This window comes from Pseudomonas sp. FP453 (assembly GCF_030687495.1).
Classification (GTDB): domain Bacteria; phylum Pseudomonadota; class Gammaproteobacteria; order Pseudomonadales; family Pseudomonadaceae; genus Aquipseudomonas.
The window spans coordinates 432,903-453,861 of the sequence record NZ_CP117435.1; the positions used below are offsets into that span (position 1 = coordinate 432,903).

The window sequence follows — 20,959 nt, forward strand, 5'->3', positions numbered from 1 at the left end:
ACGCCCCCGGGGGTTCACTCCGGGGGTGTTTCAAACGCTGGTCCTACAGCGTTTTGCGCTTCTTCCTGTTAGCGCTAACTCCTTGTTATTTCGAAACAAAAGACCCTTCGCCGAGGCGTATTGCCGTGCCTGCGGCTGGGGTAGCATCGCCCCGCAAATTTGACTCGACACGGGGATATTCATGTTCAAAAGGTATGGTTCGGCATTGCTGATAGGCGCTGTCGCATTGATGTTCGGTGGCCCGCTGCAGGCTGGCGCCCTGGATGACGCCGTGCGGCGCGGCGTGCTCAAGGTGGGCACCACGCCCACCTATGTGCCCTTTGAAATGACCGACCGGCAGGGGCGCATTGTCGGCTTTGAAATCGACTTGCTCCAGGCCATGAGCCGTGCCCTCGACGTCGAGTTGGAGTTGGTTGCGGTGCCCTATACCGAGCTGCTGCCGGGGCTCATGGCGAAGCGCTTCGATCTGATCGGCAGCGGCATGACCGTCACCCAGCAACGCAATCTCAGGTTGAATTTCAGTGATGCCTTCATGGTGGTGGGCCAGACCGTGCTGCTGCACCCCAGCCTGGCGGGCAAGGTCACCAGCATCGAAGACCTGGATGAAGCGGGCTACCGGATCGCGGCCACTGCCGGCACCACGGGGGAAATGGCGGCGCAACGGTTCCTGGGGGCGGCCCGGCTCAGCAGTTTCACCACGCCGGAAGAAGGCGTGCGGCACGTGGTGGAAGGCAAGGCCGATGCGTTCGTCCACGACGCACCGTACAACCTGATCGCTATCAGCCGAGCGGAAAACGCCAGCCTGTTTGCCCTCGAACAACCCTTTACCTACGAGCCCCTGGCGTTCGGCCTGAAAAAGGGCGATTACGACAGCCTCAACTGGATCAATCACTTCCTCAACCAGGTGGCCCAGGACGGCACCTATGATCGGCTGCACGACAAGTGGTTCAAGGACACGGCCTGGATGGCGGATATTGAGTGAAAGTCATAACTGCTTACATATCAGTCGATTGCCACGCACGGGCGCTGACGCGTCTACGCCTGTGGTTCCCCCGGCTTTTGTGGGGTTTTTCTGACATACGCCGACAACAAATACCCGTGAAACCTTTGTGACGGGCAGCGAGTGGGTTAGGATCGCATCCCGTTATGGTGCAGCCCTTTTGCGCGCCGACCTTATAAGAATCGTTCAGGGGACTTGATGATGAAAAAGTATCTTTCGATGCTGCTGCTCGGCGTCACCGCGCTGGTCGCGGCCAATGCGGCCCAGGCCGGTGCGATCGACGATGCGGTCAAGCGCGGCACGCTGAAAGTCGGCATGGACCCGACCTACATGCCGTTCGAAATGACCGACAAACGCGGTGAAATCATCGGCTTCGAAGTGGACATCCTCAAGGCCATGGCCAAGTCCATGGGCGTCAAGCTGGAGCTGGTGTCCACCGGTTACGACGGCATCATCCCGGCTTTCCTGACCGGCAAGTTCGACATGATCGGCAGCGGCATGACCCTGACCCAGGAACGCAACCTGCGCCTGAACTTCAGCGAACCCTTCATCGTAGTCGGCCAAACCCTGCTGATCCGCAAGGACCTGGAAGGCACTATCAAGTCCTACAAAGACCTGAACGACGAGAAATACCGCCTGACCTCCAAGCTGGGCACCACCGGTGAGATGGTCGCCAAGAAGCTGATCTCCAAAGCCAAGTACCACGGCTATGACAATGAGCAAGAAGGTGTGCTGGACGTGGTCAACGGCAAGGCCGATGCCTTTGTGTATGACGCGCCGTACAACGTGGTTGCCGAGAAGAAAGTCGGTAACGGCAAGCTGGTGTTCCTCGAAGAACCGTTCACCTTCGAACCCCTGGCGTTTGGCCTGAAAAAAGGCGATTACGACAGCATCAACTTCATCAACAACTTCCTGCACCAGATCCGTAACGACGGCACCTACGATCGCATCCATGACAAGTGGTTCAAGAGCTCCGAGTGGCTCAAGGACATGGAATAAGGCTCTAGACCGAGTTGCCTGTATCGCAGGCAAGCCAGCTCCCACATTTGACCGTGTTCACACATCCAAAGGTGGGAGCGGGCTTGCCCGCGATGGCGGCCTCACAGGCAACACACATCGCGGAAAGTTAAATGAAACAGAAAAAAGCCCAATGGCCCTGGCACCTGCTGACCGTGGTCGTGCTGGTTGGCCTGGCCGGCGCCTTGTACTACGCCACCTCGCTGATGTCCTACGAGTGGCGCTGGAATCGCGTACCGCAGTACTTCGCCTACCAGGCTGAAACGTCCCAGCGCGCGGCGGATATTTCCACCGTGGTCGAGCTGGTGCGCAAAGGTGACGTCGCCGAAGTGACCCTGCGCAACGACGCGGGCGCCGAGCAAAAGCTGACCGTCGCCGACAACAGCCTGCAAGTGGCGCGTGGCGATGACGTGGCCGAAGGCGACGTGATCGGCGTGACCCGGCATTGGGCGCTGGGCCCGTTGATGTGGGGCTTGTGGACCACGCTGTGGCTGTCGGTGGTGTCCGGCATCCTCGGGCTGGCGATCGGCTTGGCGACCGGCCTGTGCCGGCTGTCGAATAACCCGACCTTACGCGATCTGTCGACGATCTACGTCGAACTGGTACGCGGAACGCCGCTGTTGGTGCAGATCTTCATCTTCTATTTCTTTATCGGCACGGTGCTCAACCTGTCCCGGGAATTCGCCGGGATCGCCGCGCTGTCGCTGTTCACCGGTGCCTATGTGGCAGAGATCGTGCGCGCGGGCGTGCAGTCGATCACCCGTGGCCAGAACGAAGCCGCCCGCTCCCTGGGCCTGAGCGCCAGCCAGTCGATGCGCCACGTGGTGTTGCCGCAGGCGTTCAAGCGCGTGCTGCCGCCGCTGGCCGGGCAATTCATCAGCCTGGTGAAAGACACCTCGCTGGTCTCGGTGATCGCCATCACCGAACTGCTCAAAAGCGGCCGCGAAGTGATCACCACCTCGTTCTCGCCGTTTGAAATCCTGTTCTGCGTCGCAGGCTTGTACCTGTTGATCAACCTGCCGCTGTCGAAAATGGCCAGCCGGCTTGAGCGGAGGCTCGCGCAAAGTGATTGAAGTCCGCGATCTGGTAAAAGTCTTCGACACCCGTGGCCATGTGGTGCGCGCGGTGGACCACGTCACCACCCAGGTGGCCAAGGGTGAAGTGCTGGTGGTGATCGGCCCGTCGGGTTCCGGCAAGTCCACCTTCCTGCGCTGCCTCAATGGCCTGGAAGAATTCGACTCGGGCTCGGTGAGCATCGACGGCCTGCAACTGGCTGACCCGAAGACCGACGTGAACGCCTATCGCCGCGAAGTCGGCATGGTGTTCCAGCACTTCAACCTGTTCCCCCACATGACCGTGCTGGAAAATCTCTGCCTGGCGCAAAAGGTCGTGCGCAAGCGCGGCAAAAAGGAGCGTGAGGCCAAGGCCCTGGCGTTGCTGGAAAAGGTCGGCATTGCGCAGAAGGCCAATGAGTTTCCCTCGCGCCTCTCCGGCGGTCAGCAGCAACGGGTCGCCATTGCCCGCGCGCTGGCCATGGAGCCCAAGGTCATGTTGTTCGATGAACCCACCTCGGCGCTCGACCCGGAAATGGTCGGCGAAGTGCTGGACGTGATGAAGACCCTGGCCCTGGAAGGCATGACCATGGTCTGCGTCACCCACGAAATGGGCTTTGCCCGTGAAGTGGCCGATCGGGTGTTGTTCTTTGATCATGGCAAGTTGCTGGAAGACGCGGCCCCGGCCGAGTTCTTCGACGCGCCCAAAGACCCGCGTGCCCAGGCTTTCCTGCGTCAGGTCCTATAACCTGAACCTGCCTACCAGGGCTTGCAGGTCCCGGCTCAACCGCGTCAGTTGAGCACTCGCCGCCGCCGTTTCCTCACTGGCGGCGGCGGTTTGTTCGGACGCATCGCGCACCTTCAACACACTGCGATTGATTTCCTCGGCCACCGCGCTTTGTTCTTCGGCGGCAGCGGCGATCTGCGGGTTCATTTCCTGGATGATCGACACCGTGTCGGCAATCGCCGCCAGCGCGTCGCCGGCATTGCGGGTCAGGCCGACACTGTTGTCGGTCAAGGTGCGGCTGCTGTGCATGATATCGGCCACTTGCTGGGTGCCGGCATGAAGGCTGCGGATCAACTCTTCGATTTCTTCGGCCGAGGCTTGGGTGCGTAGGGCCAGGCTGCGTACTTCATCGGCGACCACGGCGAACCCTTCGCCTGCGCTGCCGGCCCGTGCGGCTTCGATGGCGGCGTTCAGGGCCAGCAAATTGGTTTGCTGGGGACACCGACTTGATCACTTCCAGCACGCTGCCGATCTTCTGGCTTTCCTGTTGCAAGGCCAGCATCGCCTGGCTGGCGCGAGACATTTCATCGGCAAGATGACCGATGTGCTCAACCGCCTGGGTCACCACCTGATCACCGATACTGGTTTGTCGATCCGCCTCATGGGCCGCCACTGACGCTTGCTCGGCGTGTCGGGCGACCTCCTGGGCGGTGGCCAGCATTTCATTCATGGCCGTTGCCACCTGGTCGGTTTCTTCTTTCTGGTGATGGATGCCGTCGCGGGTCTGTTGGGTGACGGCCGCCAACTGCGCGGCCGCGCTGCCAATCTGCTGGGCGCTGTCACCAATGCCACTGATCAGCGTGCGCAGGTTGCCCGTCATGTCCCCCATGCTGCGTTGCAACTGGCCGAGTTCATCACGGCGCTCCACCGGCACGTCGTGGCTCAAGTCCCCCTTGGCGATACGGCTGGCGACCGTCAGCACCTGGCGTAGCGGCACCACGATCTGCCGGGCGATCCACCAGGCGGCGAGGGCGCCGAGCAGCAAGGCCGCGGCGGTCACAGCGACCAGCAGGGTGCGGGTGTGCCGCGCCTCTTTGTCGCGCTTGACGGTCTGGGCCTGGCTCAGTTGGTGACTGTGCTCCAGCAACTGGTCGAGTTGCTGCTCGAAGCGGTTCTGCACGGTTTCGGTGGTGACCTGCGCCTCCTTGAGCCGTTGCAGTTGCTCGCGATAGTCGGCCAGGTCGGTCTTGAGCAGCGTTGCGTCAACGGGCAGGCGAGTGACGGCGGCCTGAGCGACGTCCAGGGCGTCCAGGGTGGCGCCGACGGCCTCGGCATAGGCTTGCAGCGACACGGCGGCCCAGGCGGGGCGTACGGCGCTGTCTTCGGCCTGGGCAATGGCCTGGCGCAGCTGTTCGATGCTGTCGAGCGCTTGCTGGTCTTGCTGATCCGGCAGTTCGCTGGCCACTTGAGCAAGGGTGTCGCTGGCTTGCAACGCGGTTTTGCTGAGGGGCGAGCGGGTGTTATCGCGTTGCTCGATCAGCGGGGGCAGCTCCACCAGCGCAGCCTTGAAGGCGGCAACCAGGCGCGTGGCCTCCTGGAGTCGCTGTTGGTCGGCAGGATCACGCATGCGGCCGGCAAAGAACGCCAGGTGCCGTTCGATTTTTTCAATGTGGGTTGCCATCTTGCCCAGGCTGGCCGTGTCGGTGAGGGTGCGGTACACGATGCGGTCGGCCCGCATGGCCTGGGCATCAGCGGCCAATTGCCCGAGGGCGCTCAGGTTGCCTGACCGGTAAAGCACAGCATTCAGCGCCTGCCAGCCGGTCACGGCGATGGCCAGGCTGAGCACCAGGACCTGCCCAAAACCCAGGGCAAGCTTGAGGCGGACGCTGGCGTTGACCAGCAAGCGGGTCAGCCGAGGAAACATGGTGCACCTCCAGATCCGAAAAAGCGTTTCGCAGTAACGGAAACGCTAAATCGATTTGGGCGGCTACCGGGCTGATAACGGCGTAGGAAATTTCACAAACTGTTAGATGCGGAAGCGTCCTACCAACGTTTGCAGGTAAATCCCCAGGCGCGCCAGTTCTGCGCTGGACGCGGCAGTTTCCTCACTGGCCGAAGAGGTTTGCTCCGACACGTCACGCACATTCAGCACGCTGCGGTTGATCTCTTCGGCCACGGCGCTCTGTTGCTCGGCGGCGGTGGCGATCTGCGAGTTCATCGCCTGGATCGTCGAGACCGTGCGCGTGATGTTGCCCAGGGCGGCGCCGGCGCGGCGGGTCAGTTCGACACTGCTGTCGGTGAGGCCGCGGCTGTTGTCCATGATGGTTGCCACTTGCTGGGTGCCACTTTGCAGGCCGACGATCAGTTCTTCGATCTCTTCGGTGGACTTCTGCGTGCGCTGGGCCAGGCTGCGCACTTCATCGGCCACCACCGCGAAGCCACGCCCGGCTTCACCGGCGCGGGCGGCTTCAATTGCGGCGTTGAGGGCCAGCAGGTTGGTTTGCTGGGCCACGGATTTGATCACATCGAGCACGCTGCCGATCTTGTCGCTTTCGCGTTTCAGATCGCCCATGGCCAGGGTGGAGTTGCCGACTTCGGTGGCCAGGCGTTCGATCTGGGCGATGGCTTCGCCGACCACTTTGTCACCTTCGCGGGCTTGCTGGTCAGCGGCGACGGCGGCTTCGGAAGCCTCCTCGGCGTTGCGTGCCACTTCCTGCACGGTGGCGGCCATTTCGTTCATGGCGGTCGCGACCTGGTCGGTTTCGACTTTCTGGCTGTTGACCCCGGCGCTGGTCTGTTCGGTCACCGCCGACAGTTGCTCGGCGGCGCTGGCGATCTGGGTCACGCCGTCGCTGATGCCGCCGATCAACTCACGCAGGCCCACGGTCATGCTTTGCATAGCGCGTTGCAGTTGGCCCAGTTCGTCCTGGCGCGCGGAGTCGAGGTTGTGGCTCAAGTCGCCGGAGGCCACGCGCTCGGCGACCTTGAGAGTCTGGTTCAGCGGGATGATGATCTGGCGGGTGATGGCCCAGGCGGCAATCAGGCCGAAGACCAGCGCGAGCACGGTGGCCAGCGCCAACAATTGCTTGGCTTGTGCGGCCTCGTTGTCACGCACCACGGTCTGCGACGCGGTGAGTTTTTTGCTGCGGTCGAGCAGGATGTCGCCTTGCTCGGCCATGGTTTTCATCGCCGCGGCGGTGGCGACCTGGGAGTCGCGGTACTGGCTGACCGCCGCGCGGTAGGCTTGCAGCGAAACGCTGGCCTGTTGCAGGTTGGTCGAATATTGATCAGGGATTTGCCCGTTCAGGCCGGTGATTTTCTTCAGGGCATTGTCGATGGCGTCCAGCGCAGGCTGCTCGGCTTCGACCTTGCCGCTGTAGGTGTAGCCGCGCACCTGGAAGCGCGCCTGTTGGATCAGCTTGCTCAGGTCCACCACGCTGTTGAACTGGCTGACGCTGTCGCCTTGCAGCAGGGCTTTCTCGATCTCGCCGACCTTGACCACCGCGTTGTCGGCGGTGTCGCCCAGCTTGCTGCGCGCGTTTTCGCGGTTGGCGCCGGCCTGGACCATGGCCTCGAAGGCGCGGCGGTATTGGTCGACGGCGACCAGTTGGTCGTCCACCAGGCGGTTGTCGGCGGGCTGATCGATCAGGGTGTCGGCGGTTTTCAGGCTGCTTTCCAATTGCACCAGCAGCGTGTTGACCGTTGTCGGGCCTTGTTCGCCACGGCGCATTTCGTAGTCCAGGCGCGCCAGTCGCAGGTCTTTGGTCAGCTCATTGACGCTGGAGATAAAGCCCAGCTTGTCACCCCGGCTGATCACGCCGCTGAGGCCGCTCCAGCCGGTGAAGGTGATCATGAGCGTGAGCAGTAACACCAGGCCAAAACCTACACCCAGCTTGGATTTGACGCTGACATTCCCCAGCTTTTCGGCTAACCAACGATACATGCTGCGAACTCCCCTGGAACAAGGCTTGGACTTATTCAGAGAGTATCGGCATTGGCGCGGGATTCTGTAGCGACGCAGGTCAAATGGGGGGGTGATGTACTCAGTTTCCCAACTTGGCACAGATCAAAATGTGGGAGCTGGCTTGCCTGCGATAGCGGTGTGTCAGCAGTCAATGTGCAAGCTGACCCACCGCTATCGCAGGCAAGCCAGCTCCCACACAAGCCAGTTCCCACATGGAGACTGCGGTGTTGTTTGGGGTTGGGTTAGAAGAGGCGGGCGAGCAGGGCAGTCACGGCGGTTTCAACCCGCAGAATGCGCGCGCCCAGCTGCACCGGTTGCAGGCCGGCCTTGGCCAGCAGGTCCACTTCGTAGGGAATCCAGCCACCTTCCGGGCCGATGGCCAGGGTCACCGGCTCACCCAGCCCGCGTGGGCAGGCTGGGTAATCGCCGGGATGGCCGATCAAACCCAGCGTCCCTGCGGCCATGGCCGGCAGGCGGTCTTCGACGAACGGCTTGAAGCGCTTCTCGATGATGATCTCGGGCAGCACCGTGTCGCGCGCCTGTTCCAGGCCGAGGATCAGTTGCTCGCGAATCGCCTCGGGCTCCAGGAACGGTGTCTGCCAGAAGCTTTTTTCCACGCGATAACTGTTGAGCAGCACGACCTTGGGCACGCCCATGGCCGCCACGGTTTGCAGGACCCGGCGCAGCATTTTCGGGCGGGGCAGGGCCAGCAGCAAAGTCAGCGGCAGTTTCGCCGGCGGTGGTTGGTCGAAGCTGACTTGCAACTCCGCCTCACTGGCTTCCAGGCGCAGCAGCTGGGCATTGCCCATCAGCCCGCCGATACGGCCGACGCGCAGGCTGTCGCCGACGGCGGCGCGGTGGACTTCCTGCATGTGCACCAAGCGCCGGTCACGCAGCACCACGCGGTCGGCCGCGATGAAGTCGGCCTCCTCAAGCAGCAGCAGGTTCACGGCTGGGTCGCTGGCGGCTGGTCGTCGTCGGCGGGCTGATCATCCGGGTGGTCGCCACGCTTGGTGATCAGGCTGCTGAACAGGATGCCGATCTCGAACAGCATCCACATCGGCACGGCGAGCAGGGTCTGGGAGAAGATGTCCGGCGGCGTGAGGATCATGCCGACCACAAAGCAGCCGATGATCACGTACGGGCGGATCTTCTTCAGGTACGCCACGTTGACCACGCCGATCCACACCAGCAGCACCACGGCCACGGGGATTTCGAAGGCCACGCCAAAGGCGAAGAACAGCGTCATCACGAAGTCGAGGTAGCTGGTGATGTCGGTCATCATTTCCACGCCGGCCGGGGTGGCGGCGGCGAAGAACTTGAAGATCAGCGGGAACACCAGGAAGTAGGCGAACGCCATGCCGGTGTAGAACAGGCAGATGCTCGACACCAGCAACGGCACGGCGATGCGCTTCTCATGCTTGTACAGGCCCGGCGCGATAAAGCCCCAGATCTGGTGCAGGATCACCGGGATCGCGAGGAACAACGAGACCATCATCGTCAGCTTCAACGGCGTGAGGAACGGCGACGACACATCAGTGGCGATCATCGTCGCGCCGGCCGGCAGGTACTGGCGCAGGGGCGTGGAGACGAAGGTGTAGATCTGCTGGGTGAAGGCGAACAACCCGGCAAAGATGATGAAGATCGCCGCTACGCAACGCAGCAGGCGGGTACGCAGCTCGGTGAGGTGCGAGACCAGCGGCATATGCTGGTCGTTTTCCGGTTTATCAGCGCTCATGGGGCTCGCGGCGGCAATGTAGGGTCATGGGGAGCAGGCGCCGCGACGGGCGTCGGTGCTGGCTCGGTGGGCGCGACGGGCGTGGCTTCAACAACAGGCGCAGGGGCGATGCTGTGTTCGGCCACAGGGGTAACCGGTTTTTCCGGCTCTTGCACCGGCGACAGAATCTTCCGGGCTTCCTGCTCCAACGACAGGATGTGTTCGTTGTGCAGCTGCCGGCGGATCTCGTCGGCGCCGATTTCCCGTTCAACTTCCTGTTTGATCGCATTGAAACTGCGTTTCAGGCGGCCGATCCACAGGCCGGCCGTGCGTGCGGCACCGGGCAGGCGTTCCGGCCCCAGTACCAGCAGGGCCACGAGGCCGACGAGCAGCAGTTCAGAGAAGCTGATACCAAACATTAGTCAGTGCTCACGAGTCTTTGCGGGTCGGCTCTTCGACTTTCTCAGCCTGCACGTCGAAGGTACGACGCTCGGTGATCGGCTGGGCGGCCTGCGGGTGCACAGGCTGCGCCGGTGGCACTGGGTTGGCGGCCGGGTCGGCCGGTTTTTCGTCGTCGTTCATGGCTTTGCGAAAGCCCTTGATCGATTCGCCGACGTCCGTGCCGAGGTTCTTGAGTTTCTTGGTGCCGAATACCAATACCACCACCACCAGAATGACGATCCAGTGTTTCCAGTCAAAAATACCCATGCTGCAAATCCTCAGTAAAAGTTATTCAGGCGGACGGGCGCGATGCCTTTTCGGCATGCCCGGACAAGCCGAAGCGACGGTCCAGTTCATCCAGCACGGCCTGCGGATGCTGCCCCAGTTGGGCGAGCATGACCAGGCTGTGGAACCAGAGGTCGGCGGTTTCGTAGATCACGTCGCTGCAGTCGCCGCTGATTTGCGCGTCCTTGGCGGCGATGATGGTCTCGACGGATTCTTCGCCGAGTTTTTCCAGAATCTTGTTCAAGCCCTTGTGGTAGAGGCTGGCGACGTAGGAGCTGTCGGCGTCCGCGCCTTTGCGGTCTTCCAGCACCTGGGCCACGCGGTTCAGGGTATCGCTCATGTTCAATGTCCTGCGGAATAGATGGCGTGCGGGTCTTTGAGCACCGGTTCGACAACCTTCCACGCGCCGTTCTCGAACACGCGGTAGAAGCAGCTGTGACGGCCGGTGTGGCAGGCAATGTCGCCGATCTGCTCGACCTTGAGGATCACCACGTCGGCGTCGCAGTCGATGCGCATCTCGTGCAGGGTCTGCACGTGCCCGGACTCTTCGCCCTTGCGCCACAGTTTGCCACGCGAACGTGACCAGTAAATGGCGCGCTGCTCAGTGGCGGTGAGGCTCAGGGCCTCGCGGTTCATCCAGGCCATCATCAGCACGCGCCCGGTCTTGTAGTCCTGGGCAATGGCCGGCACCAGGCCGTCACTGTCCCATTTGATCTCGTCCAGCCAGTCTTTCATGTTCGGCTCCGGCAATTTGCGACAGTGTATAACCGGATTGGCTATCGACGCACGATCAGATAAACACCGACGGCGACCATGATGCCCGCCGGCCAGTAGCCCAGCGCATTCAACGGCCCGCCGAGGGCGAGCACGATGCCGCCGGTCAGGTGCGCGGCGCCGAGCAGGCGCAGGAACCAGTCGTCCTTGCGCGTGTGCCACGGTGGCGCGGGGTCTTTGGCGTGGGGCTGGGACATGCGCTCCAGCAGGTCGCGGGTCATGTTGGCCAGGTGCGGCAGTTGCTCGACCTGGCTGTGCAGGTTGCCCAGCAGGGTTTTCGGGCTGACCCGCTCGCGCATCCAGCGTTCGAGGAACGGTTGGGCGGTGTTCCACAGGTCGAGGTCCGGGTACAGCTGGCGGCCCAGGCCTTCGATGTTCAGCAGGGTCTTTTGCAGCAGCACCAGCTGCGGCTGCACTTCCATATTGAAGCGCCGCGCGGTCTGGAACAGGCGCATCAGCACCTGGCCGAAGGAAATATCCTTTAACGGTTTTTCGAAGATCGGCTCGCACACCGTACGGATCGCTGCTTCGAATTCGTTGAGCTTGGTCTCGGCCGGCACCCAGCCCGAATCGATGTGCAACTGCGCCACGCGGCGGTAGTCACGCTTGAAGAAGGCGAACAGGTTGCGTGCCAGGTAGTCCTGGTCCTGCGGGGTGAGGCTGCCGACGATGCCGCAGTCGATCGCGATGTACTGCGGGCTCCACGGGTTGACGGTGCTGACGAAGATGTTGCCGGGGTGCATGTCGGCGTGGAAGAAGCTGTCGCGGAACACCTGGGTGAAGAAGATCTCCACGCCGCGTTCGGCGAGCATCTTCATGTCGGTGCGCTGGTCGGCCAGGGTGGCGAGGTCGGTGACCTGCACGCCGTAGATGCGCTCCATCACCAGCACTTTCGGGCGGCACCAGTCCCAATACACTTGCGGTACGTACAGCAGCGGCGAGCCTTCGAAGTTGCGCTTGAGCTGGCTGGCGTTGGCCGCTTCGCGCAGCAGGTCGAGTTCGTCGTAGATGGTTTTTTCGTAGTCGGCGACCACGTCCACCGGGTGCAGCAAGCGCGCATCGGCGCTGAAGCGCTCGGCGGCGCGGGCGAGGATGAACAGCCACGCCAGGTCCTGGCCGATGATCGGCTTGAGGCCCGGGCGGATGACCTTCACCACCACTTCTTCGCCGCTCTTGAGCTGCGCGGCGTGGACTTGTGCGACCGAGGCCGAGGCCAGCGGCTCGACGTCGAAACGGCTGAACACTTCGCTGATCTTCTGCCCCAGCTGTTCCTCGATCAGCTTCATCGACTGCTGGGAGTCGAACGGCGGCACGCGGTCTTGCAGCAGCATCAGTTCGTCGGCGATGTCCTCGGGCAGCAGGTCGCGGCGGGTCGAGAGGATCTGCCCGAACTTGATAAAGATCGGTCCCAGGTCCTGCAACGCCAGGCGCAGGCGCGCGCCACGGCTCAGCTCCAGCTTTTTGCGCGGGAACCAGCGCCACGGCAGCACATAGCGCACTGCCAGCAGGAACCACGGCAGGGGCAGGGCGAACAGCAGGTCATCGAGTTGGTAGCGGATTACGACGCGCTGGATACGAAACAAACGGCGGACGGCGAGCAGCTTCATGCGTTATCGCTTGGATCAAGGGAACGGCTCAGGCGCTCGAAGCGGGCCTCAAGGCGTTCCAGGTCGATTTTGGCCTTGTCGAGTTCGCGAAAGCGCGCTTGCGCTTCCCGTTCTCCGACCAGGGTGCGCGATTCTTCGCTCAGGTATTCGGCAAGGTTCTGGTTGAGGCTGGCGAACCCTTGCTGATACCACCGCGAACGGCTGCGCAGGTGCCCGCTGATCAGCTGGGTGGCCACCGGGCCGATCCAGCGTGACAGCTCGTATTCCCAGTCCAGTTCCAGGTCTTGCAGCACGGCGGCCAGGTCCATCAGCACCGAACTGTCGCCTTCCAGCTCCACTTCGGCGCTGTGCAGGATCGCCGTCTTGTTGCGGCTCAGGGCCAGGTGCAACAGGCTCGAGGCCGGCGCACGCAGGGTGCAATCGGCCTCGGCGGCCCAGGTGCTGGCGAGCAGCAGGCCTTCATCGCTGGGCAGGATAAACAGCTGCAAGGCGGGGCTGCGGCAATCGACGGCAATCACCTTGCCGGTCAAGTGCGCGAGCCGCGCCAGGGCGGTGCTGTCCAGGCGCAGGACACGGTTGAGGCCGTGTTCGACGCTGGCGAGAAGGCCCTGGAACAGCATCAGGGCTTGATGCCGCGGTGCAGGGCGACGATGCCCGAGGTCATGTTGTGGTAGGTCACGCGGTCGAAACCGGCCTCTACCATCATCGACTTCAGGGTTTCCTGGTCGGGGTGCATGCGGATCGATTCGGCCAGGTAGCGATAGCTCTCGGCGTCATTGGTGATCAGCTTGCCCATCAGCGGCATGAAGGCGAACGAGTAGGTGTCGTAGACCTTGGACATGATCGCGTTGGTCGGCTTGGAGAACTCCAGCACCAACAGGCGCCCGCCCGGCTTGAGCACGCGCAGCATCGAGCGGATCGCGTCTTCTTTATGGGTGACGTTGCGCAGGCCGAAGGCGATGGTCACGCAGTCGAAATGGTTGTCGGGGAACGGCAGCTTTTCAGCGTCGGCCTGGACGAATTCGATATTGCCGGCCACGCCTTTATCCAGCAGGCGGTCGCGCCCGACCTTGAGCATGGAACCGTTGATGTCCGCCAGCACCACCTGGCCGGTGGGGCCGACGAGCTTGGAGAACTTGGCTGCCAGATCGCCCGTGCCGCCGGCGATGTCCAGCACGCGGTTGCCGGTGCGGACGCCCGACAGCTCGATGGTGAAGCGCTTCCACAGGCGGTGCATGCCGCCGGAGAGCACGTCATTCATCAGGTCGTACTTGGCCGCAACCGAGTGGAACACCTCAGCGACTTTTTCCGCCTTTTGGCTTTCCGGGACGTTCTTGAAGCCGAAGTGAGTGGTGGGTTCGGCATCGCTGCCTTTGCGCTGATCAGTCATATCGCTGTCACCAAAAGAGAATGCGGCACATGATAATCCCCAAGGCCTGCTTTGTCTTGGCAAGGCTGAAGGTAAGATGGGTGGTCACCGAGACCTTTTGCCGCATCGAAGGTATCCAAACCGCTATAAAGAGGAGTCATTGCAATGGCCCGTATTACTGTTGAGCGTGCACATTCCCTGGGTAAAGAAGGCGCGCGGGCAAAGGCCGAGAAGTTGGCGCATAAACTCAAGGAGCAATATGGCCTGGAGCCGTCGTGGTCTGGCGATACCTTGAACCTCAAGCGTTCAGGGGTTAAAGGCACGGTAGTAGTGGCGGATGATTCGCTGCGTATTGATGTGGAACTGGGGCTGTTGATGTCGGCCATGAGTGGCACCATCAAGTCCGAAATCGAGAAGGCCCTGGATAAAGCACTGGCTTGATCCGAGTGTTCTAGGGTGCCGATTCTAATTTTTCCTCCTACTTTGTGGCCAAGCCCTCAACTCCTGTGGGCCGTTCCTCCACCCTATTCTGCGTGAGGTGCACCATGGCCAAAGTTATCTTGAAGAAAAAAATCGACGCCCAGACTACTGCCCTGAGCGACGTTAAAACCTACGCCCGCAAGATCTGGCTGGCGGGCCTGGGGGCTTACGCCAAGGTTGGCAGCGAAGGCAGCGAGTACTTCAAGGAACTCGTTAAAGCCGGTCAACATGTTGAAAGTAAAGGCAAAAAAGTTGCAGTTGAACAACTTGATGCGGCCAACAGTCAGATTGATCAAGTAAAGAGCAATGTCTCCTCTGTCAAAGGTCGGGTAGAAGTTCAGCTGGATAAAGTTGAAAAAGCTTTTGATACTCGTGTTGCCAGTGCCTTGAATCGAATCGGCATTGCGTCTAAACATGACGTGGAGACACTCTCTGCTAAGCTCGAAGAGCTAACGGCATTGCTCGAACGTGTCGCGCGTAAACACTAAGGAGACATCGGGATGGCTGTTCAAAAGAAACCTCAGAAAGAAGGCAGCTCGTGGGTCGGGAAAGTTGAAGAATATTCCCGCAAGATCTGGCTGGCTGGTTTAGGCGTTTACTCGAAGATCGACAGTGACGGCAGCAAACTCTTCGAGACGCTGGTTAAAGACGGCGAGAAGGCCGAGAAAGTAGCCAACAACGCAGTCGGTAAAAAAGTCACTGCGGCCAAAGCCACTGCCGGTTCGCGCATCAGCGATGCGAAGAAACAAGTGCTGGGGACTTGGGGGGAGCTGGAAGGGGCTTTGGACAAGCGCCTTAACAGCGCCATTTCGCGCCTGGGCGTGCCGAGCAAGGCGGAAGTCAAAGCGCTGCACAGCAAGGTCGATACCCTGACCAAGCAAATCGAAAAACTCACCGGCGCCAAAGTGGCTCCTGTGAAAACCGCCGCCGCCAAGCCTGCCGCTAAAACGGCGGCGGCCAAACCGGCGGCTAAAAGCGCAGCCAAGCCTCTGGTGAAAGCCACTGCCAAGCCCGCCGCAAAACCTGCGGCCAAGGCACCGGCAAAAGCCGCAGCCAAACCGGCGGCCAAGCCAGCGGCAAAAACCGCAGCTGCCAAACCGGCCGCCAAGCCTGCTGCTAAACCGGTGGCCGCCAAAGCCGCTGCCAAGCCCGCAGCGAAACCTGCCGTCAAAGCGGCGGCCAAGCCTGCTGCTAAAACGGCTGCCGCCAAACCGGCTGCCAAGCCGGCAGCAGCCAAACCCGCGGCCAAACCCGCAGTGGCCAAGCCAGCAGCCAAACCTGCGGCGAAGAAACCAGCGGTCGCCAAAAAGCCCGCAGCGCCCAAGCCGGCAGTGGTCGCCAAGCCTGCAGCTGCGCCTACCGCGTCGACAGCCAACTCGGTGTCTGCGCCAACGCCCGCTGCTACCCCGACTGTAACGCCGGCAACCCCGACGCCATCCAGTCAGTCCTGATTTTTGCGGGACATCTGAAAATGCCCGGCCTGCGAAGGTCGGGCATTTTTTTTTTCGGGCGCACAACGTGGCGCCTGAAGGCACCGCTAGTTGTAGGTGATCGACACGGTCACGGCGCTGGCCAGACTGCCTTGGGTGATGGCTGCGCCGGTTTTATGGTAGGCCCCTGCCAGTGGCAGCACGGCCTTGTTGCCGCTGGTGACCACCGTTCGGCTGCGCTCGGCGGGCGTGCCATTGGCCGGGATGGTCGAAAGGCCGGGGGCGCGGTGTGTCAGCCAAAGGGCTGTACCCCCGGAAGTGCCGGTGTTGGCGAACAGCATCCCGTTGTCTGCCGAAGGGGTCCCGGTGAATAGGAAGATCACGTTGCGAATGTCCGATTCGCAGTCGGCAGACACCTCGAAATCCAACTGCCCCGCGTAGGGTGTTGAATCCAAGTCGGAAATCTTGATAGGCGGCAAGGCAATGGTGCGGTTTTCGTCACCCGCCGCCAGGTTGCAGGTGCCCGCGTTGACTTGCCCGACAAAGGTCAAAGTACCGCTCGTAGCGGCCTGGGCCGCAGGGTGGGTGAAGGTTGCCGCGATTGTCAGCAGCAGAGGAAGGTGGCGCATGTTCATCAGGTTTTCCCAGCGTTTCAGTTGTAAGTGATAGTGACCGTGGCAGTGCTGGCCAGGGTGCCTTGGCTGACTGTTCCGTTTTTGTGATAAGCCGCGCCAAGTGGCAACACGGCGCGATTGCCGGTGACGACCACCGTGCGCGTGTCATTGGCACTGAGGGTCTGTGGCGTGCCGCCGAGGCGGGAGTACAGCCAGAGCGCCACACCGCCGGCCGAGCCGGTATTGGCGAAGAGCGAGGGGTTGCCTGGCGCAGGTGTGCCGGTAAAGCGGAACGTCACGTCACTGGCGTCGCTGCAATTGGCCGTCAATTCGAAGTCGTGGGCGCCTGCGCTGATTGCGCTGTCGAAATCGCGCACGCGCACCTCGGGAAGGGGGATCGTGCGGTTGACGTCGCCGGCCTCCAGGTCACAGGTGGCGGGGGCCCTGATGAAGCTGACCGAGTTGCCGAGTTGCAGGAGGAAACGGTCTGGGACATCCATCCATTTCTTTTCCCAGAAGCGCCCGCTGGGGATTGTCCAGCTGGTGACGGGGCCGATCTTGTAGAAGGTGGCCTCGGCGTAGGTGAAGCTGGGAACCTTCCCATAGATGTACTCGGGGCCCTGGTTATAAAGTGCAAAGTTGGCTTGCCCGCCGCCGGCCCATTTCATCGAGATCGTGACGCCGATGCCTGGAACCTCTGTGAGGTAGGCGCCCGTACTGGGGTCCTGCAATTGTTGATATCGCCCGATGATCCAACTGCGCTCAGCAACGCGGCAGTCGGCAAAATAGTCGGGCGCCGAACCGCTGAACGCCTGGCGAAGGATCACACTGCCGACCGGCAGGCTGTCCGGTACGCTGATCGTCGCTGGCAGGTTCAGGGTGAATGTATCGTTCTGGTATCGGTCACACCCCGCTTCAGCGGCAAGGGGCAGGCCGAAGGCCAGTAGTGCGCAAGCGAGTGGGGTCGAGTATTTCATCTTCAGTCCGTCAGCAATAAACAGGGCATGAGCGCGCGCGTAACGCGGCGATCAACCGCTTGAATGGGTTTGGCAAGTGCCGGCGTCCAGATGGCGCAAGCGATTGGCTTTGCCCGTGGAGGGCTCGGCGCCCAGCCTGTAGCGCAGCACGCAAGCGGCGTCGGCATGGGCGCCCCACTTGACGGTCAACGGCCCTTCCGCACGCGACACCCGCACAAAGGCCCTGCCGCCCTGGCCGACCACGCCAACACTGGCCCCGGCGTCATCGAATACATCCGAGCCGAACGGCAACGGGCTGCCGTCTTCGCGCTGTGCATGGATCAGGATGGCCTGGCCGCTGACCGTATCGAAGTGCAGCTTCACCACCGAGCCGGCACGAGGCGCGACGTTTTGTGCGGCGGTCTTGAGCTCCACGTCGACGGACAGATCCTTGGGGTCCAGCTCGACAACGTTCTGGCGATAGGGCGTGAGGTGCGGCACCACGGCAAAACCGCGCTTGCCGACCTGGGCGCCATGGTTGCCATTGATCCGTGCACCCTGTGCATCCGGAGCCTGGACGATGCCGATGGTGTCGCCCAATTCCGGCGCGAAGGTCACGCCGTCGCGGTGGGCGACAATGCCTCCGGTGATGCCGAGGGACATCGAGCGGTAGCTGTCGCTTTGCCCGTAGCCAGCGGACAACACGCCCTGGCTCGCCTGATATTTCGCGTCGGCGCTTATCGCATGGCTGCTGCCCTGCGTGCGGCTGCCGCCTACCCCGTAGGTAAATTCGCTGCGTTCGCCCAGGGTGCCGCCGAGGTTCAACCGCTCGCCGCTGCTTTGGTTGCCGCGGTAGGCCGTGGTGGTCAAGGTCGGCGAGCGTGCATCGCTGCCCAACGGCAGGCTCAGGGTCAGTTCCACTTGCTTGTCCACCCGGTCACTGAGCAAATCCTTGGTGCGCTGGGCGCTGAGGGTGTAGTGCAGGCCTTTCCAGCTGCCGCTGTAACCTGTGGTGAAGGTCAGGTTGCCGCTGGTACGGTTCCAGTAGTTTTGCGAGGAGCCGGTCAGGTAGACCGTCCCGTTGCCCACGCTTTGGTTGAGGCTGATGTCCATCCGGTCGCGCAGGCGCGATACGCGGTTCAGGTTGCGCCCATCAATGGCGAGGTCGCGAACCCGCGCTGCGTCGACGATGCTCAGGTAGCCTTCGGTGGAGTAACGGTAGGCACCGAGGGCAAAGTGCGTGCCGGTGTCGGTGAAGTTCTTGCTGTAGCGCAGTTGCACACTTTGCCCCTGGCGGGATCCGTTGCCGGGCAGATGTGCGCTTGAACGGGTCAGGTCAAACGACAGTGCCCCGTACGGCGTATTGAACGCGGAACCGACCAACTGCGCCTGATAGTCGTCACCCATCACCGCACCGGTGTAGCCGGTCAACAGGTTGCTGAGACCGTGCTGATAGGTGGCTTGCATCAGCCTGGGTGGATGGCGCAGACCGATTTCATCCAGCACGCCAGCACTCAACCCATAGCGGCTGGAGCCGGCGCGCAGCAGGTTGGCGTTGGCGGCGAACGGCACGATGAATTCGCGCTGGCGGCCGTCGGCTTCAGTCACCGTGACGGTCAAGTCGCCGCCATAGCCCGTCGGATACAGGTCGTTGAGCACAAACGGGCCGGGGGGCACCGACACTTCATCCAGCAACACGCCACGCTGGCGCACGGTCACCCGCGCGTTGGTCTCGGCGATACCTCGCACGATGGGCGCGAACCCGCGCTGGGAGTCGGGCAGCATGCGGTCATCGCTGAACAGGCTGGCGCCGTGCAAGCGCACACTGTCGAACAGCGCGCCCGGGGTATAGATCTCGCCGACCATCAGTTGGGATTGCAGCGGGCCCACTTCGCGCTGCACATAGGTGTTGCTGCTTTGATAGCCCGAGGCCGCGTCTGTCTGGCTGAAACTGCCGTTGTGGCGCCAGTGCCAGTCGCCCAGGTTGAGCCCGCTGTTCAGGCCCAGGTAGTGCGAGTCGAGCGAGCGCCCCTGGGTGCGGGTGGCAAAGGTGTTGGCGTTGTAGCGCACAAAGGCGGCATCGATTCCGCCATCCCAGTGCTTCGGGTCGACAAAGCCGCGAACCTTGCGCGCCAGGTAGATCTGCGGAACCTGGAGTGTCAGGCGGTTTTCGCCCGGATCGAACTGGCCGGTGCTGCCGGGCAGGTAGCGGGCAATGTCTGCGCAGCGTTCATAGTCGGGGGGTGGCGCGCCGGGTTGATCCTTTGGCGCGTCCAGGTCGATGCCGAACCTGAGCAGGGCGTCCTGCTCCAGGCACATCTGCGCAGAGTCCCGGCCTTCGGTTGCGACGAAGGTCAAGGTTTCGCGACCTATCCACTGGCCGTTCAGGTAAACGTCGGTGCGGTAGTTGCCGGGCAGCACGATGTTGCCCTGGCTGAACTTCGTGATATCGACGTGCTGGCCGCCTGCGCCATCCGGAAAGAAGGCGGGGTTGAACCCGACATTTTCTACCGCATGGCTGCCCATGGCATAGGCGCCGCTCAGCAGTAACAGGCAACGCGCCGGCAGTGCCAGACAGGCGCGCACAAAGGGCACGTTTCTGACGCTGGCGTGGGTGTTCAAACTCATGTTTACCCTTTCCAAAAATAGGCACTGTCCGAATCCGGGCCAAGGGGAGCCCTGCCCTGAAAAATGGGCATCAAGACGAACCTGTGCAGTGGAGTGAGTCGCGCGGGCGGGACGTTACGGCGCCACGCAAGCCTCATCGTTCATGTCGAGACCTTGGCGCTGTGCGCGCTGCGCACTCCGTAGTCGTCGAGTGTCTGGAACTCAACAGTGGCGGCGCCCGGTGGCGTCTTGAGGGTGGGCAGTTCAAAGCGCTGGCGCCCCCCCGGGGCCACCATGTTTCCGGCGCCTGATCCAGCGGCCTTGCGCGCGTGACGGTGTGCCGATTCCAGCACCTCGATCTGTTCGAACGTCACGTAGTAAGGCGTGGGGTTGAAGACCTCCAGGACTTGGCCCTGCGCCGTTGATTCACGCCGCCATTGCAGTTTCCCCGGTGCCGCATCGACGCCATACGGCAGGTTCGGCGGTCGCAAAAACAGCTTGATCCGGGAACGGAAGGCCAGTTGCAGTTGATTGGCCTCCTGGGAATGCGCAGGCACTTCCAGCAGGTTGAACCAGAACAGGCTTTCCTGATTCGCCGCCTGGGCCTCGCCCGTATACGCCAGGCGCACCACCTGTTGCTTGCCCGGCTCCATGCGGAAGATCGGTGGCGTGGCGATAAACGGCACGCTGGCCAGGTCCGGTGTGGCGTGTTCGTCGCCGCTGTCCAGCCAGACTTGGATCAGTACGGGGGCACGGTTCTTGCTCTCCAGCCTGACTGTTACTTCCTTGTCGTCTTGCGGGTAGATGATCCGGGTGTTGTTGATGACCACGCTGGCGTGCGCGGCGGCTGCGCCGAGCAGTGCGAAGATCAATGCCATGAGCCTGGCGGCAAGCGGTGAAACGAAGGTGGCGTTCATGC

At 62.2% G+C, this 20,959-nt stretch carries 21 protein-coding genes and 1 pseudogene; 7 read left to right on the top strand and 15 right to left on the bottom strand.

Translation table 11 applies throughout. The annotated features are described in order from the left end of the window. Window positions 1-181: 181 nt before the first annotated feature. From PSH87_RS01890 to PSH87_RS01905, 4 genes are all read left to right on the top strand, one after another. Window positions 182-982, top strand: a complete 801-nt coding sequence (locus PSH87_RS01890; protein ID WP_026137057.1) for a transporter substrate-binding domain-containing protein — start codon at window positions 182-184, stop codon at window positions 980-982. Between the two features lie 219 nt (window positions 983-1,201). Next, window positions 1,202-1,999, top strand: a complete 798-nt coding sequence (locus PSH87_RS01895; RefSeq protein WP_026137058.1) for a transporter substrate-binding domain-containing protein — start codon at window positions 1,202-1,204, stop codon at window positions 1,997-1,999. A 131-nt stretch (window positions 2,000-2,130) separates the two neighbouring features. Then, window positions 2,131-3,090 (top strand): amino acid ABC transporter permease, encoded by a 960-nt coding sequence (locus tag PSH87_RS01900; protein ID WP_017738828.1) that lies wholly within the window; start codon window positions 2,131-2,133, stop codon window positions 3,088-3,090. Continuing rightward, window positions 3,083-3,817 carry an amino acid ABC transporter ATP-binding protein gene (locus PSH87_RS01905; RefSeq protein WP_017738829.1) on the top strand — a complete coding sequence of 245 codons (735 nt, stop codon included), beginning with the start codon at window positions 3,083-3,085 and terminating at the stop codon, window positions 3,815-3,817. The genes PSH87_RS01900 and PSH87_RS01905 overlap by 8 nt, the downstream gene beginning before the upstream one ends. Here the strand turns inward: PSH87_RS01905 and PSH87_RS01910 are convergent. The 11 genes and pseudogenes from PSH87_RS01910 to ubiE form a co-directional block, all read right to left on the bottom strand. Continuing rightward, window positions 3,812-5,720: pseudogene (locus PSH87_RS01910) on the bottom strand (methyl-accepting chemotaxis protein). The gene PSH87_RS01905 and the pseudogene PSH87_RS01910 overlap by 6 nt on opposite strands. A 102-nt stretch (window positions 5,721-5,822) precedes the next feature. Then, the gene (locus PSH87_RS01915) at window positions 5,823-7,739 is read right to left on the bottom strand and encodes a methyl-accepting chemotaxis protein (protein ID WP_305432272.1); all 1,917 of its coding nucleotides are present in this window, start codon (window positions 7,737-7,739) and stop codon (window positions 5,823-5,825) included. Window positions 7,740-8,002: 263 nt separating this feature from the next. After that, window positions 8,003-8,710, bottom strand: a complete 708-nt coding sequence (locus tag PSH87_RS01920) for a 16S rRNA (uracil(1498)-N(3))-methyltransferase (protein ID WP_305432273.1) — start codon at window positions 8,708-8,710, stop codon at window positions 8,003-8,005. Beyond that, entirely contained in the window at window positions 8,707-9,498 is a 792-nt protein-coding gene (gene tatC / locus PSH87_RS01925) for a twin-arginine translocase subunit TatC (protein ID WP_017738833.1), read from the bottom strand. The genes PSH87_RS01920 and tatC overlap by 4 nt, the downstream gene beginning before the upstream one ends. Next, complete coding sequence (tatB, locus tag PSH87_RS01930) at window positions 9,495-9,896, bottom strand: Sec-independent protein translocase protein TatB (RefSeq protein WP_305432274.1); 402 nt, start codon at window positions 9,894-9,896, stop codon at window positions 9,495-9,497. Before tatB ends, tatC begins: the two co-directional genes overlap by 4 nt. Window positions 9,897-9,906: 10 nt before the next feature. Continuing rightward, on the bottom strand, window positions 9,907-10,185 hold the full coding sequence (locus PSH87_RS01935) for a twin-arginine translocase TatA/TatE family subunit (protein ID WP_017738835.1): 279 nt from the start codon (window positions 10,183-10,185) through the stop codon (window positions 9,907-9,909). Window positions 10,186-10,210: 25 nt separating this feature from the next. Then, window positions 10,211-10,543, bottom strand: coding sequence for a phosphoribosyl-ATP diphosphatase (locus PSH87_RS01940; protein ID WP_003209299.1), 333 nt, complete (start codon window positions 10,541-10,543; stop codon window positions 10,211-10,213). Window positions 10,544-10,545: 2 nt separating this feature from the next. Continuing rightward, window positions 10,546-10,938, bottom strand: coding sequence for a phosphoribosyl-AMP cyclohydrolase (hisI, locus tag PSH87_RS01945; protein WP_017738836.1), 393 nt, complete (start codon window positions 10,936-10,938; stop codon window positions 10,546-10,548). Between the two features lie 41 nt (window positions 10,939-10,979). Beyond that, window positions 10,980-12,584 (bottom strand): ubiquinone biosynthesis regulatory protein kinase UbiB, encoded by a 1,605-nt coding sequence (gene ubiB, locus PSH87_RS01950; protein WP_124525434.1) that lies wholly within the window; start codon window positions 12,582-12,584, stop codon window positions 10,980-10,982. Continuing rightward, a complete protein-coding gene (locus tag PSH87_RS01955; RefSeq protein WP_017738838.1) occupies window positions 12,581-13,204 on the bottom strand; it encodes an SCP2 domain-containing protein in 624 nt (207 codons plus the stop codon). The genes ubiB and PSH87_RS01955 overlap by 4 nt, the downstream gene beginning before the upstream one ends. Continuing rightward, on the bottom strand, window positions 13,204-13,974 hold the full coding sequence (gene ubiE, locus PSH87_RS01960; RefSeq protein ID WP_017738839.1) for a bifunctional demethylmenaquinone methyltransferase/2-methoxy-6-polyprenyl-1,4-benzoquinol methylase UbiE: 771 nt from the start codon (window positions 13,972-13,974) through the stop codon (window positions 13,204-13,206). Before ubiE ends, PSH87_RS01955 begins: the two co-directional genes overlap by 1 nt. Window positions 13,975-14,118: 144 nt before the next feature. On the opposite strand from ubiE, the gene PSH87_RS01965 reads away from it, so the two are divergent. The 3 genes from PSH87_RS01965 (at window position 14,119) to PSH87_RS01975 (ending at window position 15,884) form a co-directional block, all read left to right on the top strand. Beyond that, window positions 14,119-14,394, top strand: a complete 276-nt coding sequence (locus PSH87_RS01965) for a polyhydroxyalkanoic acid system family protein (RefSeq protein WP_305432278.1) — start codon at window positions 14,119-14,121, stop codon at window positions 14,392-14,394. Between the two features lie 104 nt (window positions 14,395-14,498). Beyond that, window positions 14,499-14,921 carry a phasin family protein gene (locus PSH87_RS01970; protein ID WP_257782227.1) on the top strand — a complete coding sequence of 141 codons (423 nt, stop codon included), beginning with the start codon at window positions 14,499-14,501 and terminating at the stop codon, window positions 14,919-14,921. 12 nt (window positions 14,922-14,933) lie between these two features. Further along, entirely contained in the window at window positions 14,934-15,884 is a 951-nt protein-coding gene (locus tag PSH87_RS01975; protein WP_305432282.1) for a phasin family protein, read from the top strand. Between the two features lie 86 nt (window positions 15,885-15,970). Here PSH87_RS01975 and PSH87_RS01980 read toward each other — a convergent pair whose 3' ends face one another. The 4 genes from PSH87_RS01980 to PSH87_RS01995 form a co-directional block, all read right to left on the bottom strand. Continuing rightward, complete coding sequence (locus PSH87_RS01980; RefSeq protein WP_305432283.1) at window positions 15,971-16,498, bottom strand: fimbrial protein; 528 nt, start codon at window positions 16,496-16,498, stop codon at window positions 15,971-15,973. 17 nt (window positions 16,499-16,515) lie between these two features. After that, entirely contained in the window at window positions 16,516-17,454 is a 939-nt protein-coding gene (locus PSH87_RS01985; RefSeq protein ID WP_305432285.1) for a fimbrial protein, read from the bottom strand. Between the two features lie 51 nt (window positions 17,455-17,505). Continuing rightward, on the bottom strand, window positions 17,506-20,061 hold the full coding sequence (locus tag PSH87_RS01990; protein ID WP_305432286.1) for a fimbria/pilus outer membrane usher protein: 2,556 nt from the start codon (window positions 20,059-20,061) through the stop codon (window positions 17,506-17,508). A 140-nt stretch (window positions 20,062-20,201) separates the two neighbouring features. Continuing rightward, window positions 20,202-20,957 (bottom strand): molecular chaperone, encoded by a 756-nt coding sequence (locus PSH87_RS01995; protein ID WP_305432288.1) that lies wholly within the window; start codon window positions 20,955-20,957, stop codon window positions 20,202-20,204. Window positions 20,958-20,959: the final 2 nt, after the last annotated feature.